Consider the following 15,454-nt stretch of genomic DNA (forward strand, 5'->3'; position numbering starts at 1 on the left):
TATGTCTGTTCGCGGGCCTGGTCAATACGTTCGTAACACCTTCAACCGATGGTTTTTGTTAACCCGGATATGCGGATTACTGATCCCGTGGAACAAGGCTCCACTTAGTACCAGTGTACCGACAACGGGCAGGGTGTTTGAATAAAATCCTCGGTTATTGATCACATCGGCCAGCAGATACACGCCCCCAGCAATGGGAAAGAGTGTTCCGGCAGCCGTCACGAAGGGAATTCGGCGGTGGAGCATAATTTTCTCAACTTCGTCAAAGCGAAACGATACGGGCTCGTCGCGATTCATGACTTCGTTTGCCACCAGAATGCTGAATGTGCTGTCGGTAACCTCATACAGCGTCTCACGATATTTCTCTCCCCGAGCTTTAAAATGAATTTCATCGCCTTCGAAGTAACGGTACCGCCGGAAGCCACCCAGCGCATGGTTTACGTCGAACGCCAGATAACGCGACGGGCGTAACAAAGCAGAATAAGCCGTACCTCTCCGTTGTAGAAGTTGTTCGGTCGTAAGCGTATCCCGGGGTTGGGCTAGTGAGTTATGAGGTATCAAGAAAGAGCAATAACTAATTAAAAGAATGGTGAGCAATCGGGCAAACGAGCGGTTCATAAGTGAGTTACGTTACGTTTTAGATTGCAGTATAACGGAAAAGTGGAGCCATTGGCTGTTTTTTTAGCAAAGTTTAACCCATTCGCCAGGTGTTGGCTAATTTGCGCCCATGATTACTGCCAACCAGCTCCGTTCCTTTACCGAACAGATTTTTATTGCCATCGGCTGTTCTGAGGCTGACGCTCACTTAGCCGCCGACGTTTTGGTTAGTGCCGACCTGCGTGGGGTAGACTCGCACGGCGTGGCTCGTCTGCCGGGCTACGTTCGGCTCTACGACCACGGCCGCATCAACCCTCAGCCGCACATTCGCGTTGTTCACGAAACCCCCTCCACTGCCGTCGTTGACGGTGACCGGGGGCTAGGGCTCATTGTTGGTCCCTGGGCCATGAACATCGCCATTGAGAAAGCGCGTAGCGCTGGCACCGGCTGGGTCGCCGTGCGTAACTCCAATCACTTCGGCATTGCGGGTTACCACGCCCTGCTAGCTGCTGACCACGACATGATTGGCCAGGCCATGACCCATGCCGCCCCGCTCGTGGCCCCAACGTTTTCGCTGGATAAGCTTTTGGGTACTAACCCTATCGCGGTGGCCATACCAGCCGCCACCGAGCCAACCTTCCTGGCTGATTTTGCGTCGACAGCGGTGGCCTATGGTAAACTCGAAATTTTACAACGAAAAGGGCAGGACATTCCACTGGGCTGGGCTCAGAACGCCGAGGGTCAACCGACTACCGACGCCAACGCCATTCGGAATGGCGGGGCTTTGCTGCCCCTGGGCACCGACCGCGAACACGGCAGTCATAAAGGGTATGGTTTGGGAGCAATCGTCGATATTTTTTCGGGCGTGCTGTCGGGTGCCAACTATGGCCCATGGGTACCGCCGTTTGCCACCGCCGGTTTCATGCAGGCTAACGAAGGGGTCGGTCAGGGCACTGGCCACTTTTTTGGGGCCATGCGTATTGACGCCTTCCGGCCAGCGGATGAATTCAAAAGCCATATGGATACCTGGATTCAGCGGTTCCGACAGGCGAAAGCTGTCGAAGGGCATCAGGTTCTGATTCCGGGCGACCCTGAGCGAATAATGGAGGCCGAGCGGTTAGCCAACGGCATTCCGTTAGTGGAGCCAGTGGTCCAGAGTCTTACCGATTTAGGCGAACGATTTAACGTAGCGTTATAAACCTCCGGCCGCCAGGCAGGTTACCTTAAGAAGCTGTTTAAGCGAATCGTTAATAAACTAATTGGTATGCAGTATCGAAACCTTGGCAAAACCGGTTTTTCTATCTCAGAGATTAGCCTTGGCACCTGGCAGGTAGGCGGCAAATGGGGCGACTCGTTTAGCCACGACAACGCCGATCAAATTCTTAATGCCGCCGTCGACTCGGGTGTTAATTTCATTGATACCGCCGACGTGTATGGCGATGGGGAAAGCGAAAAAGCGGTCGGCCGACTCGTTCGTTCGCGAACAGAGCGGATCTACGTTGCCACTAAATGCGGCCGACGTTTGCAGCCACACGTTAATGAAGCCTACCAGCCTAAAGTCCTGCGCAACTTCGTGGAAGACAGTTTGCGTAATATGGGGCTGGAAACACTCGACCTGATTCAGCTCCACTGTCCACCCACGGAGGTCTACTACCGCCCCGCAATCTTCGAGGAGTTTGACCGCCTGAAAGACGAGGGAAAGATTCAAAACCTGGGCGTCAGCGTCGAGAAGATAGAAGAGGGGCTCAAAGCGATTGAGTTTCCGAACGTACAGTCTGTGCAGATCATCTTCAACATGTTCCGACAGCGGCCCGCCGAATTGTTTTTCGAGCAAGCCAAACGTCGGGAGATTGGCATCATCGTTCGAGTGCCGTTGGCGAGCGGTCTGCTAACGGGTAAGTTTGACCGAAACACGAACTTCTCGAAAGACGATCACCGAAATTTTAACCGCCAGGGCGACGCGTTCGACAAGGGCGAGACCTTCTCGGGCGTCGACTACGAAACCGGATTAGCCGCCGTCGACGAGCTAAAAGCCGTCTTTCCTGGCGCCCAAAACGTAGCCCCCGATGCGTTACGTTGGATTTTAACCTTCGACGCAGTTAGCTGCATCATTCCCGGTGCCTCCAAACCCGAGCACCTGGCATCAAACTTACAGGCTATGGAACGCCCGGCACCATCCCCCGAACAAATGGCGGCAGTTAAGAAAATCTACGACGAGCGGATCAAAAATCCGGTTCATTACTTGTGGTAATTCGGCTCACGCCGTGAATAGGACTACGGCGTGAGCATCCAGCTTACTTTCCAAAGAAGATCTGGAAACCGATACCAAGCGAGAAATAGTTTGATGTTGACGCTGGGGAATCTATTGGCTGCCCGGTAACATCAAAGTAACCAGAAGCACTTTTAAAGCGGCTATGAACGTAGCCTAACCCAGCGTTTAGTGCTACGTTGTTGTTAATAAAATAAGCGAGACCTACCGACGGCGACAGGCTGGATGTGTATCCTTCCCCCTTGTAATCCTGGCCACCACCTGTATTTCGCTGCCAGGTTTTTGAGTATGCGTAAGACAACCCCACATAAGGTTTGAGTTTGGCATCGCCAAAATAGTAGCGAACAAAGGGAGACAATCCGATACCGGAGTTACTAGCCTTGATACTTTGGTATTTATTAGTTGATAAACTTAAGGGTAAGCCGGTACCAACAACCAGGTTTTTGGCAAAAAAATAGCCTGCAGACGGCGACAAACTCCCAGAAAACGAATGATAGTTATTCTGAGAACTGTATTGAAAATTACCTACACTTACCCCAACCGTCCAGCGGCCTTTCTCCGTTTGGGCCGTAACCGCCGAAATACTTGTAATCAATAAGCTCATTATAAGAAGTAATCTTTTCATAACTGTATCTGGTTTATAGTCGTCCGTAAGGATACAACATTATCATACGTAGTTGTAATTGGTTCTTAAAATTAACACTACGTTTAATTGACTTTTTCGGCGGTCATTTTATACAAAGCGACGAGAACATTTTAATTATTTGGCTGTAGACCCGATTAGCAATATATTGTTGCATGAAACGTAAACCCACCATGCAGTTCCAATCGCAAGCGATGAATGGCATGAGTCAATCGCAAAGTCAGAATTCAGCCAATTTCTCATTTACCGATTATCAGACCGAGAGCTTCTTCGACGAAATGTTCGTCAGCGAAACGCAGGTTCGGGCGGGTTACGTCCCCTTCCGGCAACGCGTTGAGCAGCTCACCCGCGAAGACATTATCGGCCGACAGCACGCAGCCGAGCGGGCACTGATGAGCATGGGCATCACGTTCAACGTCTATTCGGAAGGAGAAGGCACGGAGCGTATCATGCCCATTGACATCATTCCCCGAGTCATTGAATCGGCCGAATGGAATCAGCTGGAAGCCGGACTTATCCAGCGTATTAAAGCCCTGAATATGTTTCTGGATGATGTCTATAATGAGCAGCGCATTTTGAACGACGGCGTGGTTCCTCGCGACCTGATCGAGTCCAGCAAATCCTTCCTGCAACCCTGCTTAGGCGTAAAGCCCCCCAAGGGCATCTGGTGCCATATTACCGGGACCGACCTTATTCGGGGAGACGACGGGCAGTTCATGGTGCTTGAAGACAACCTCCGTTGCCCTTCAGGCGTATCGTACATGCTTGAGAATCGAGAGCTTACCAAGCAAACCTTCCCGGAAGTACTTGCCCAAACTGGCGTTCGGCCTGTATCCGACTACCCCACCCGGCTGCTGCAAATGCTTCAGTTCATTGCTGACCGGCCTAATCCAACTGTAGTAGTCTTAACACCGGGCATCTATAACTCGGCCTACTTTGAGCATTCCTATCTGGCCCAGCAAATGGGCGTTGAGCTGGTCGAAGCCCGTGACCTGGTCGTATCAGGTGGCTACGTGAAGATGCGTACCACAAAAGGCTTTCAGATTGTCGATGTCATCTATCGACGCATCGACGATACGTTCCTGGACCCGAAGGCCTTCAATCCTGATTCGATGATTGGCGTACCGGGCATTTTCGACGTTTATAAGAAAGGGCGAGTAGCATTGGCCAATGCCCCCGGAACGGGCGTAGCCGACGACAAAGTAATTTACGCATACGTGCCCCGTATTATCCAGTATTATCTGGGCGAAGAGGCTATCATTCCCAACGTTCGGACGTACATCTGCCGCGAAGAAGAAGATTGCCGGTACGTAATGGAGAATATTGAGCAGCTGGTGGTTAAAGAAGCCAATGAAGCCGGCGGTTACGGCATGCTTATTGGCCCTAAAGCTACTCCGGAAGAACATGAGCTGTTCCGGCAGAAAATCCGGGAAAACCCCCGTAATTACATCGCCCAACCGACTATTTCTCTGTCGAGAGTGCCGTGCATTGTAGGCGATCGTGCAGAAGGACGCCACGTTGATTTGCGCCCTTACATTCTTTACGGCGACAATGTCAATGTGATTCCAGGTGGCTTAACGCGTGTGGCACTACGCAAAGGTTCGCTGGTTGTCAACTCCTCGCAAGGAGGTGGCGGTAAAGACACCTGGGTACTGTATTAAGCCAGAGTCATTTCTTAAAATTACCAAACTACCTTTCAACAACTATTTGGTAGAAAAATAGCAAAACTTGACTGTTTACCCCTGGAAAGGAATATACTTTTCAGGGGTAAAATCGTTTTGAGTAAAATGATGCAAACTCTATGCGCTTAGTGTATACAATTGGGCTGCTGAGCCTGCTGATGGGTGCCTTACTATGGCCAACCGTTAGCCAGGCTACGCACGTGCGGGCCGGAGAGATCACCACCCGACGGATCTCGGCCACCTCACTCACTTACGAGATTACCTTTACCGCCTATTACGACGAACAGAGAGGACGAGATGCAGCAGGACCACCAGCTGATACGTACACCATTTGCTTCGGCGATGGCACCTCGGCACCAGTAACCCGTTTACCGAAACGGTTTATTAACGGCGGTACATCTTCCATCAATACGTATCGAATTAACCACACTTACCCTGGCGGAGGACCGTACACCATCTCGGTAACGGTAGCAAACCGCAATGCAAACACTAAAAACCTGCCTCAACCCAGTGAACTTATCCGTTTCTACGTATCGACGACGATTCTGATCAACGAACCCTTGGGTCTCAACTCCACGCCGGTCATGCTCAACCCGCCCCTTGACTCGGGACGCGTCGGCCAGCGCTTCTGCCACAACCCGGCCGCCTTTGACGCCGATGGCGACAGCCTCGCCTTTCGATTGAGCGTGCCCCAGGAAGGCCTCACTGACAATGGATGCCGAGGACGAACTATCGCTGCGTATCAGGACCCGACCCGCTTCAGCCGCACCAGTGAGACCGGCGGCTCACCCTCCTTCTCCATCGACGCCCGTACCGGCGAGCTCTGCTGGGACGCCCCCGGCGAGGAAGGACAGTACAACTTCGCCTTCATCGTTGAGGAGTGGCGAAACGGCGTGCTCATCGGCGAGATCACCCGCGACATGCAGATCGTCGTCGTCGACCAGCTCAACCGAAGACCCCTGCTCCAGCCCATCCCCGACCTCTGCGTCACCGCCGGCGCCCTCATCACCCAGCCCGTCACGGCCACCGACCCCGACGGCCAGCGCGTCATCATCACCGGCTTTGGGGGCGTCTTCAACCTCGGTCAGGACCGCCAGCCCCTGCCCCCCGGCCAGCTCATCGCCCCCGACTACGCCAGTCTGACCAACAACAACCAGCCCCTGGCCCAACCCGCCACCGTCACCTTCCGCTGGCAGACCAACTGCAACCACATCCGACAGGCTCCCTACGACGTCACCTTCAAGGTCAACGACGTGCCCCCCAAGCCTGCCGTCTCGCTGGTCTCCTTCCAGACCTTCCGCATCCGCATCATCGGCCCACCGGTCCAGAACCTGACGGCCCGCCCCATCGCCAGCGGCCCCACCGGCCGCACCATCCAGCTCAGCTGGAGCCCTTACAGCTGCTCGCCCCCGGCCACCGCCCCTGACACGGCCGCCCTGCTGGTCTACCGCAAAGAAGGCTGTGGCCCCTCCGATCCAGGGGCCTGCACCACCGGCATACCCGCGGGCTACACCCGGATCGCCAGCCTGCCCCTGGGTGCCACCACCTACACCGACACCAGCACCCTGCGCCGGGGCGTGAGCTACTCCTACCGCATCGTGGCTCAGTACCCCGGCTTCAACGCGGGGGTCAGCGTGGTCTCCACCCAGGCCTGCCTGGAGCTGCCCCTGCTGGCCCCGGTCATCACCCAGGTCACCGTCGACTCCACCGGTAGCCGCACCAGCCCTACCCCTACCCAGCCCCGGGGCCAGATCACCGTCCGCTGGACCCGACCCCTGGGCCTGCAGGCCGGCGACCTGGGCGGGCCCTACCAGTACCGACTCCAACGGGCACCGGGCCTGGGCGGCACCGCCTTTGTGCCCATCGCTACGATCAACACCAGCCTCCAGCCCGGCACGGCCGACACGGTCTACATCGACCGCAGTGTCAACTCCGCCGACAGCGCTTACACCTACCGCCTGGAGTTCTACTACACCGAAGCCAGCACCGGCCAGCTCACCCGGCTGGATGTGACCGAGCCAGCCTCCTCGGTGCGGCTGGGAGCCAGCCCGGCCAACCGGCGCATCGGCCTGAGCTGGCAGGCCAGCACCCCCTGGAGCAACGACAACCAGACCCATGATGTCTACCGCAGCCGCTCAGGGCCCCAGGGGCCCTTTGACCTCATCGCCCAGGTGCCCGTCACCAATGCTGCCAGCTACACCTTCGTTGATGACGGGGGGGATGCGGTAGGACCCAGCACGGCTGGGGTGCTCTCAGCCGACTCCAGCTACTGCTACCGGGTGATGACCCGGGGCCGCTACCCCGATGCCCAGCTCAGTCGGCTGGGCCTGCTGACCAACTACAGCCAGCTTCTCTGCGCCCAGCCCGCCGACACCACCCGCCCCTGCCCACCCCGGCTGGGGCTGGACTCTTTGAACTGTGCCAGTCTGAGCTCTGAGAGCCTCTGTGAGCAGACCCAATTCACCAACCAGCTGCGCTGGCAGCCCACCACAGGGCCCAGCTGCGATGCCAGGGTGGTGGGCTACAAGCTCTACTTCGGCCGCTATGTGCAGGACAGCCTGGCGCTGCTGAGCGAGCTGGCCACTCCCACCACCAGCTTTGCCCACAGCAGTCTGAGCACGGTGGCGGGCTGCTACTACGTGACGGCGGTGAACAGCCGGGGGCTGGAGAGTGCGCCCTCCAACAAGGTCTGCAACGAGGCCTGCCCGTCGCTGGTGCTGCCCAACGTGTTCACCCCCAACGGGGATGGCAAGAACGATGTGTTCGAGGCAGCCCGGTGCCCTCGGTTTGTGGAGGGGGTGGAGCTGGTGATCTTTAACCGGTGGGGGGCCAAGGTGTACGAGGCCAGCAGCCCCAGTGTGAACTGGGACGGGCGAAGCAGCAGTGGCAGTGAGCTGCCCAGCGGGTTGTACTACTACCAGGTGCGGGTGCGGTATGCGGTGGTGGACCGCAACGCGCCTGCTCAGCTCATCAAGGGCTGGGTCCAGCTCCTGCGAGAGAACGTCACCATTCGATAAGACAAGCACAGTACAAACAGAAAAGGTGGGAGTTGTAACGCTAAGCAGTTTGTAGCGGTGCAACTCCCACCTTGCTTTTTATACCTGTAACTTTTACGCCAATTCGTATACTGTTATTCGTTCGTAGCCCGAAATAGCATTAAGAAATTTCAGTAGTATTACGTCTGAAGCTCCTGCTTATCAGGGATTATTTCTGAAATAATTACATAGGGAGAACAAACCGGTTCAATAGGTCAGAAAATACCTTGCTTATCCGAAAAGGAACACACTTTTTATGATGTAAATCGTTGTAATGAAAATGATGCAAACTCTATGCGCTTAGTGTATACAATTGGGCTGCTGAGCCTGCTGATGGGTGCCTTACTATGGCCGACCGTCAGCCGGGCTTCGCACGTGCGGGCCGGAGAGATCACCACCCGACGGATCTCGGCCACCTCACTCACTTACGAGATTACCTTTACCGCTTATTACGATGAGACACCTGCTGGTAAGACGGCGGCTGACCAAGCGGAGTCTTACCCAATTTGCTTCGGCGATGGCACCTCCCAGACGGTTAATCGTTTGCCGCGCACGTACATTAACAGTAATACATCCTCAATCAATGTGTATCGGGTCATTCACACTTACCCTGGTGGAGGACCGTACACCATCTCGGTGACGATACCAAATAGAAATGCAAACACCAAGAACTTGCCGCAGCCTAGTTCCGATATTAGATTCTTTGTCTCAACGACGATTCTGATCAACGAACCCTTGGGTCTCAACTCCACGCCGGTCATGCTCAACCCGCCCCTCGACTCGGGACGCGTCGGCCAGCGATTCTGCCACAACCCAGCCGCCTTCGACGCCGATGGCGACAGCTTAGCTTACCGACTCAGTGTACCAAAGCAAGGACTTACCGAAGTTTGTCCACAGAATCGTCCCATCCCGGCGTATCAGGACCCGACCCGCTTCAGCCGCACCAGTGAGACCGGCGGCTCACCCTCCTTCTCCATCGACGCCCGTACCGGCGAGCTCTGCTGGGACGCCCCCGGCGAGGAAGGACAGTACAACTTCGCCTTCATCGTTGAGGAGTGGCGAAACGGCGTGCTCATCGGCGAGATCACCCGCGACATGCAGATCGTCGTCGTCGACCAGCTCAACCGAAGACCCCTGCTCCAGCCCATCCCCGACCTCTGCGTCACCGCCGGCGCCCTCATCACCCAGCCCGTCACGGCCACCGACCCCGACGGCCAGCGCGTCATCATCACCGGCTTTGGGGGCGTCTTCAACCTCGGTCAGGACCGCCAGCCCCTGCCCCCCGGCCAGCTCATCGCCCCCGACTACGCCAGTCTGACCAACAACAACCAGCCCCTGGCCCAACCCGCCACCGTCACCTTCCGCTGGCAGACCAACTGCAACCACATCCGACAGGCTCCCTACGACGTCACCTTCAAGGTCAACGACGTGCCCCCCAAGCCTGCCGTCTCGCTGGTCTCCTTCCAGACCTTCCGCATCCGCATCATCGGCCCACCGGTCCAGAACCTGACGGCCCGCCCCATCGCCAGCGGCCCCACCGGCCGCACCATCCAGCTCAGCTGGAGCCCTTACAGCTGCTCGCCCCCGGCCACCGCCCCTGACACGGCCGCCCTGCTGGTCTACCGCAAAGAAGGCTGTGGCCCCTCCGATCCAGGGGCCTGCACCACCGGCATACCCGCGGGCTACACCCGGATCGCCAGCCTGCCCCTGGGTGCCACCACCTACACCGACACCAGCACCCTGCGCCGGGGCGTGAGCTACTCCTACCGCATCGTGGCTCAGTACCCCGGCTTCAACGCGGGGGTCAGCGTGGTCTCCACCCAGGCCTGCCTGGAGCTGCCCCTGCTGGCCCCGGTCATCACCCAGGTCACCGTCGACTCCACCGGTAGCCGCACCAGCCCTACCCCTACCCAGCCCCGGGGCCAGATCACCGTCCGCTGGACCCGACCCCTGGGCCTGCAGGCCGGCGACCTGGGCGGGCCCTACCAGTACCGACTCCAACGGGCACCGGGCCTGGGCGGCACCGCCTTTGTGCCCATCGCTACGATCAACACCAGCCTCCAGCCCGGCACGGCCGACACGGTCTACATCGACCGCAGTGTCAACTCCGCCGACAGCGCTTACACCTACCGCCTGGAGTTCTACTACACCGAAGCCAGCACCGGCCAGCTCACCCGGCTGGATGTGACCGAGCCAGCCTCCTCGGTGCGGCTGGGAGCCAGCCCGGCCAACCGGCGCATCGGCCTGAGCTGGCAGGCCAGCACCCCCTGGAGCAACGACAACCAGACCCATGATGTCTACCGCAGCCGCTCAGGGCCCCAGGGGCCCTTTGACCTCATCGCCCAGGTGCCCGTCACCAATGCTGCCAGCTACACCTTCGTTGATGACGGGGGGGATGCGGTAGGACCCAGCACGGCTGGGGTGCTCTCAGCCGACTCCAGCTACTGCTACCGGGTGATGACCCGGGGCCGCTACCCCGATGCCCAGCTCAGTCGGCTGGGCCTGCTGACCAACTACAGCCAGCTTCTCTGCGCCCAGCCCGCCGACACCACCCGCCCCTGCCCACCCCGGCTGGGGCTGGACTCTTTGAACTGTGCCAGTCTGAGCTCTGAGAGCCTCTGTGAGCAGACCCAATTCACCAACCAGCTGCGCTGGCAGCCCACCACAGGGCCCAGCTGCGATGCCAGGGTGGTGGGCTACAAGCTCTACTTCGGCCGCTATGTGCAGGACAGCCTGGCGCTGCTGAGCGAGCTGGCCACTCCCACCACCAGCTTTGCCCACAGCAGTCTGAGCACGGTGGCGGGCTGCTACTACGTGACGGCGGTGAACAGCCGGGGGCTGGAGAGTGCGCCCTCCAACAAGGTCTGCAACGAGGCCTGCCCGTCGCTGGTGCTGCCCAACGTGTTCACCCCCAACGGAGATGGCAAGAACGATGTGTTCGAGGCTGCCCGGTGCCCTCGGTTTGTGGAAGGGGTGGAGCTGGTGATCTTTAACCGGTGGGGGGCCAAGGTGTACGAGGCCAGCAGCCCTAGTGTGAACTGGGACGGGCGAAGCAGCAGTGGCAGTGAGCTGCCCAGCGGGTTGTACTACTACCAGGTGCGGGTGCGGTATGCGGTGGTGGACCGCAACGCGCCTGCTCAGCTCATCAAGGGCTGGGTCCAGCTCCTGCGAGAGAACGTCACTATCCGATAGAAAACAAGGCATACAAAAAGGGGAGCTGGTTCACGTGAACCAGCTCCCCTTTTTGTGTTTAACAATCATTATTTCATGTTGTGATAGACCGTCTGCACGTCGTCGTCCTCTTCGATACGTTCGATCAGTTTTTCCACATCGGCGGCTTCTTCTTCTGTCAACTCTTTATAATCATTAGGGATACGCTCAAACTCGGCTTGTTTGATCTCGTACCCTTTTTCTTCTAAAAACTTCTGGATAGCACCAAAAGCGGTAAACTCACCGTAGATAACGTATTGATTCGTTTCTTCGTCGAACTCGACTTCGTCTCCACCAATGTCAATTAATTCAAGTTCAAGCTCTTCCTGATCAACGCCATCGGCCGGAATTCGGAATACTGACTTACGATCGAACATAAAGTCGAGCATTCCCTGGGTGCCTAAACTACCACCTAGTTTATTTAGATAGCTCCGGACATTAGCCACCGTACGGTTATGGTTGTCCGTTGCCGTTTCGATCACAAGCGCAATGCCGTGCGGAGCATAGGCTTCATAGACAATTTCTTTGTAGTCCTCCTGCTCTTTCGACGACGCTTTTTTGATAGCTCGGTCGACGTTCTCTTTCGGCATGTTAGCCGCTTTGGCATTTTGGATTATAGCGCGGAGCCGACCGTTCGTATCTGGGTCAGGGCCACCATTTTTAACAGCGATAACGATGTCTTTGCCGATGCGGGTGAAGGTCTTGGCCATCTGCCCCCACCGCTTCATTTTTCGGGCTTTCCGGTATTCAAATGCGCGTCCCATTATGATGAATTGATTAAAACACAGAGAATACAGAGGTGAGCACGGAGGTAACAGAGCTTGGTTGTGCTCTCTGTGTAGTTCTTTGTTACCTCCGTGTTTAAATGAATTAATTTTTCACTAATTCTTCTTCGAATTCAATGATTTCCTGCCCTCTGAGCAAGTCTTCAAATGTCTCACGCTGACGAATCAGGTAGGGTTTACCTTCGTACACCATCACTTCGGCCGGGCGTAGGCGGGCGTTGTAATTCGACGCCATGCTAAACCCGTAAGCGCCGGCGTTCTCGAACGATAACACATCGCCCGTCCGAACTTCGGGTAACTGCCGATCTGTGGCAAAGGTGTCTGTTTCGCAGATATACCCAACAACGGTATATGATTTTTCGGCACCATTCGGGTTCGACAAGTTTTTGATGTCGTGATACGCATCATACATCATTGGCCGGATCAGATGATTCAGCCCAGAATCTACCTGAACGAATGTCCTCGTCGGATTCTCCTTCACTACGTTTACGCCCGCCAACAGATGTCCGCTTTCACTGACGAGCAGCTTACCCGGTTCGAAACAGAGTTCGAGTTCGCGGCCGTAGCGCTCGCAGAAACTCCGAAAGGCAGCTGATACTTTCGCCCCTAAATCAACGAGGTCAGTGGCGTAGTCACCTTCGCGGTAACGGACCTTAAAACCACTGCCAAAATCAATGAACTTCAGATCTGGGTAATCCATCGCCAGGTCGAACAATACATCAGCGATTTTCAGGAACGTATTACCGTCTTTAAAATCAGAGCCGGTGTGAATGTGCAGCCCTACAACCGGAATACCATACTGACTGATAATGGACTTGATCTGATCCCGATAGTCGATAGGAATACCAAATTTAGAATCGCCATGCCCCGTCTGAATTTTGAAGTTACCGCCCTCGGCAATACTGGGATTGATTCGGAGAGCAATTGGATATTGGCTACCGTAAGTTTGACCGATTTGTTCGAGCAGCGGCAGGCTGTCGGCGTTCAGCTGCACCCCCATTTCGAGGGCCTCCTGAATTTCGCTCCAGGCGTTTCCGCTGGGCGTGTACATGATCTGCGAGGGTTCAAAGCCAGCCAGCTGGGCTAACCGAGCCTCATTAACCGACACCACCTCGACATCAAGTCCCTGTTGCCGCATCAATTTCAGGATTGATACATTTGTAAGTGCTTTAGCCGCGTACTTTATCTTTAAATTAACGCTACGGTCTGGTGTCCCAGAAAAAGCAGACCGCAGCAAGCCGATTTTTTCGATAATTTTGTCAGCATCATATACGTATAATGGCAGACCGAACTCTTCGGCTATGGCCAGCGCGTCAACACCCTGAATCGTATATTGGTGGTTCTCTAGTTGCATTTGTCACAAATTAGGGTGCAAATATAATTCTTTCGCCTTTGTCTTGCAGCTAAAGACTGCTAATGACTGTTTTATGAAACACGTTCTTTTTCTTGGGTATGCCCTTTTCATGGGGGCTTGTCTGGCTCAGTCTCCCCAACAAAGCAGAAAGGTTAAACGCCCTCCTGCACAAGCAACAAATCCGCTTCAATCGGGCCCAATGGTAGGCTACTCAGACATGCGGGAAGTAATGCTGTGGGCACAAACCAAACAGCCCGCCCGGGTGCAGATTCGTTACCACGAAGCCGGCAAGCCGACGCCGGTTTATCTAACTAATGAAGTACAAACAAACCAGCAAGCGGCTTTTACAGCCCACCTGCTCGCCGACAAGGTGGAACCCGGAAAAAAGTACGAGTACAACGTGTTGATCGAGGGCCGAATGGTGAGCCTGCCCTACCCGACAACGTTCCAAACCCAAAGCCTGTGGCAGTGGCGGACCGACCCTCCGACGTTTCGCTTCGGCGTCGGAAGTTGCACTTACGTCAACGAACCTGAGGTCGATCGGCCCGGCACGCCTTATGGTGGAGGCTACGAAATTTTTACGGTCCTGGCCGCCCAAAAGCCTGATTTCATGCTCTGGACCGGCGACAATACATACACGCGCGAAGTCGACTGGAACAGCCGGTCGGGTGTACTTCGGCGATACACGCACACGCGTTCGTTGCCCGAAATGCAGCCCTTGCTGGCGGCTTCGCATAATTACGCCATTTGGGACGATCACGATTACGGCCCCAACGACTCCGACCGGTCGTATTGGCTGAAGGCCACAACCCTCGATGCTTTCAAGCTCTTCTGGGCAAATCCCAACTTCATCTTTCCGGAAAGTTGCGCGGGTACCTTCTTTTGGAACGACTGCCAATTTTTCATGCTCGACGACCGCACGTTTCGTGCGCCGGATGACATGACCGACGGACCAGATAAAGTTTACTTTGGCGATAAACAAGTGCAGTGGCTGCTTGATGCCCTGATTTCGAGCAAGGCTACGTTTAAGTTTATCGTGACGGGTGGGCAGATCATCAACCCGACAAAATCATTCGAGAATTATGCCATCTACGGCACCGAACGCGACCGGCTGCTGAAGGCCATTGCCGACGCCAAAATTCCGGGCGTACTTTTCATAACCGGCGACCGTCACCACAGCATTTTACACAAACAGGAACGTAAAGGCCTGTATCCGCTTTACGACGTAACAATTTCGCCACTGACATCCAGCCCGGCTAAACCGCTTCCCGAAGAACTAAAGCAGGATACTTACGTCGACGGTACGCTGGTCACCGATCGCAATTTCAGCATGATGACGGTTAGTGGTCCGCTGAAAGACCGGGTGCTGACCATCAAGGTGTATGACCAGAAAGGCACCGAGCGCTGGAGCCGCGATATTCGGGCGAGCGAATTGAAGTGAATCTAAATTATGATTAAATGGCGGTTGTATAGTTGTTTACATTAATGGTGCGCTATATATGTAGCCAATAATTGTTCAAATCTACCAATGTGAGTGTGAACATTTACCAGCATGTCGTCGGCTTTTTGAGTTTTTGCCTGCAACTCCTGGTAACTTATTTCCTGGCCCGTTTGACTGGTATAATAAACCCCGTAAGCAAGTAATTTTCTTAGCAAGAGAAAAACAGTGTTCCACTCCGGAAACTCGTGATGCAAACCATGCAACTGCTTTTGAGTTTCTCCAGCATCAATTCTATTAAAGTATTTTCTAATTGTTTGTATCTCTTGATTGCTAAATTCTATAGTCATCCGTTGCAAAGTTTGTGGGCATTATATTGGACCTGTTTAGGATTTAACAAAAAGGATAAAAGTCAGGCATTTTTTGTCATCCCGACGCAGG

At 55.3% G+C, this 15,454-nt stretch carries 13 protein-coding genes; 6 read left to right on the forward strand and 7 right to left on the reverse strand.

Annotated elements, in window-relative coordinates; translation table 11 throughout:
- Positions 1-21: 21 nt before the first annotated feature.
- Entirely contained in the window at positions 22-618 is a 597-nt protein-coding gene (locus ACFSUS_RS03925) for a hypothetical protein (protein ID WP_381519378.1), read from the reverse strand.
- A 109-nt stretch (positions 619-727) separates the two neighbouring features.
- Here ACFSUS_RS03925 and ACFSUS_RS03930 point away from each other — a divergent pair, with 109 nt between their 5' ends.
- Both ACFSUS_RS03930 and ACFSUS_RS03935 read left to right on the forward strand, forming a co-directional pair.
- Complete coding sequence (locus tag ACFSUS_RS03930; RefSeq protein WP_381519381.1) at positions 728-1,795, forward strand: Ldh family oxidoreductase; 1,068 nt, start codon at positions 728-730, stop codon at positions 1,793-1,795.
- A gap of 66 nt (positions 1,796-1,861) precedes the next feature.
- Entirely contained in the window at positions 1,862-2,848 is a 987-nt protein-coding gene (locus tag ACFSUS_RS03935) for an aldo/keto reductase (protein WP_381519383.1), read from the forward strand.
- A gap of 43 nt (positions 2,849-2,891) precedes the next feature.
- Here ACFSUS_RS03935 and ACFSUS_RS03940 read toward each other — a convergent pair whose 3' ends face one another.
- The gene (locus ACFSUS_RS03940; RefSeq protein WP_381519386.1) at positions 2,892-3,491 is read right to left on the reverse strand and encodes an outer membrane beta-barrel protein; all 600 of its coding nucleotides are present in this window, start codon (positions 3,489-3,491) and stop codon (positions 2,892-2,894) included.
- Between the two features lie 221 nt (positions 3,492-3,712).
- Between ACFSUS_RS03940 and ACFSUS_RS03945 the strand changes: the two genes are divergently transcribed.
- Positions 3,713-5,170, forward strand: a complete 1,458-nt coding sequence (locus ACFSUS_RS03945; RefSeq protein WP_381520515.1) for a circularly permuted type 2 ATP-grasp protein — start codon at positions 3,713-3,715, stop codon at positions 5,168-5,170.
- An 806-nt stretch (positions 5,171-5,976) separates the two neighbouring features.
- On the opposite strand, the gene ACFSUS_RS03950 is transcribed toward ACFSUS_RS03945, so the two are convergent.
- Entirely contained in the window at positions 5,977-7,308 is a 1,332-nt protein-coding gene (locus ACFSUS_RS03950; protein ID WP_381519388.1) for a hypothetical protein, read from the reverse strand.
- A 54-nt stretch (positions 7,309-7,362) separates the two neighbouring features.
- Here ACFSUS_RS03950 and ACFSUS_RS03955 point away from each other — a divergent pair, with 54 nt between their 5' ends.
- Positions 7,363-8,208 (forward strand): T9SS type B sorting domain-containing protein, encoded by an 846-nt coding sequence (locus tag ACFSUS_RS03955; RefSeq protein ID WP_381519391.1) that lies wholly within the window; start codon positions 7,363-7,365, stop codon positions 8,206-8,208.
- Between the two features lie 978 nt (positions 8,209-9,186).
- Here the strand turns inward: ACFSUS_RS03955 and ACFSUS_RS03960 are convergent.
- Positions 9,187-10,518 (reverse strand): hypothetical protein, encoded by a 1,332-nt coding sequence (locus ACFSUS_RS03960; protein ID WP_381519388.1) that lies wholly within the window; start codon positions 10,516-10,518, stop codon positions 9,187-9,189.
- Between the two features lie 54 nt (positions 10,519-10,572).
- On the opposite strand from ACFSUS_RS03960, the gene ACFSUS_RS03965 reads away from it, so the two are divergent.
- Complete coding sequence (locus tag ACFSUS_RS03965; RefSeq protein WP_381519391.1) at positions 10,573-11,418, forward strand: T9SS type B sorting domain-containing protein; 846 nt, start codon at positions 10,573-10,575, stop codon at positions 11,416-11,418.
- Between the two features lie 68 nt (positions 11,419-11,486).
- Here the strand turns inward: ACFSUS_RS03965 and ACFSUS_RS03970 are convergent, their stop codons facing one another.
- Together ACFSUS_RS03970 and lysA are read right to left on the reverse strand one after the other, a co-directional pair.
- Positions 11,487-12,200 (reverse strand): YebC/PmpR family DNA-binding transcriptional regulator, encoded by a 714-nt coding sequence (locus ACFSUS_RS03970; RefSeq protein WP_381519394.1) that lies wholly within the window; start codon positions 12,198-12,200, stop codon positions 11,487-11,489.
- A 106-nt stretch (positions 12,201-12,306) separates the two neighbouring features.
- Complete coding sequence (lysA, locus tag ACFSUS_RS03975) at positions 12,307-13,575, reverse strand: diaminopimelate decarboxylase (protein WP_381519397.1); 1,269 nt, start codon at positions 13,573-13,575, stop codon at positions 12,307-12,309.
- Positions 13,576-13,648: 73 nt separating this feature from the next.
- Here lysA and ACFSUS_RS03980 point away from each other — a divergent pair, with 73 nt between their 5' ends.
- Complete coding sequence (locus ACFSUS_RS03980) at positions 13,649-15,016, forward strand: alkaline phosphatase D family protein (protein WP_381519400.1); 1,368 nt, start codon at positions 13,649-13,651, stop codon at positions 15,014-15,016.
- Positions 15,017-15,057: 41 nt separating this feature from the next.
- Here ACFSUS_RS03980 and ACFSUS_RS03985 read toward each other — a convergent pair whose 3' ends face one another.
- Positions 15,058-15,363 carry a hypothetical protein gene (locus tag ACFSUS_RS03985; protein WP_381519401.1) on the reverse strand — a complete coding sequence of 102 codons (306 nt, stop codon included), beginning with the start codon at positions 15,361-15,363 and terminating at the stop codon, positions 15,058-15,060.
- Between the last annotated feature and the right edge of the window lie 91 nt (positions 15,364-15,454).

Source organism: Spirosoma soli (assembly GCF_042684525.1).
Classification (GTDB): domain Bacteria; phylum Bacteroidota; class Bacteroidia; order Cytophagales; family Spirosomataceae; genus Spirosoma; species Spirosoma soli.

Bases quoted from the DNA above. Each gene is read 5' to 3' on its own strand.
- ACFSUS_RS03925 (WP_381519378.1), bottom strand. From the start codon at position 618: ATGAACCGCTCGTTTGCCCGATTGCTCACCATTCTTTTAATTAGTTAT.
- ACFSUS_RS03930 (WP_381519381.1), top strand. From the start codon at position 728: ATGATTACTGCCAACCAGCTCCGTTCCTTTACCGAACAGATTTTTATT.
- ACFSUS_RS03935 (WP_381519383.1), top strand. From the start codon at position 1,862: ATGCAGTATCGAAACCTTGGCAAAACCGGTTTTTCTATCTCAGAGATT.
- ACFSUS_RS03940 (WP_381519386.1), bottom strand. From the start codon at position 3,491: ATGAAAAGATTACTTCTTATAATGAGCTTATTGATTACAAGTATTTCG.
- ACFSUS_RS03945 (WP_381520515.1), top strand. From the start codon at position 3,713: ATGAGTCAATCGCAAAGTCAGAATTCAGCCAATTTCTCATTTACCGAT.
- ACFSUS_RS03950 (WP_381519388.1), bottom strand. From the start codon at position 7,308: ATGGGTCTGGTTGTCGTTGCTCCAGGGGGTGCTGGCCTGCCAGCTCAG.
- ACFSUS_RS03960 (WP_381519388.1), bottom strand. From the start codon at position 10,518: ATGGGTCTGGTTGTCGTTGCTCCAGGGGGTGCTGGCCTGCCAGCTCAG.
- ACFSUS_RS03970 (WP_381519394.1), bottom strand. From the start codon at position 12,200: ATGGGACGCGCATTTGAATACCGGAAAGCCCGAAAAATGAAGCGGTGG.
- lysA (WP_381519397.1), bottom strand. From the start codon at position 13,575: ATGCAACTAGAGAACCACCAATATACGATTCAGGGTGTTGACGCGCTG.
- ACFSUS_RS03980 (WP_381519400.1), top strand. From the start codon at position 13,649: ATGAAACACGTTCTTTTTCTTGGGTATGCCCTTTTCATGGGGGCTTGT.
- ACFSUS_RS03985 (WP_381519401.1), bottom strand. From the start codon at position 15,363: ATGACTATAGAATTTAGCAATCAAGAGATACAAACAATTAGAAAATAC.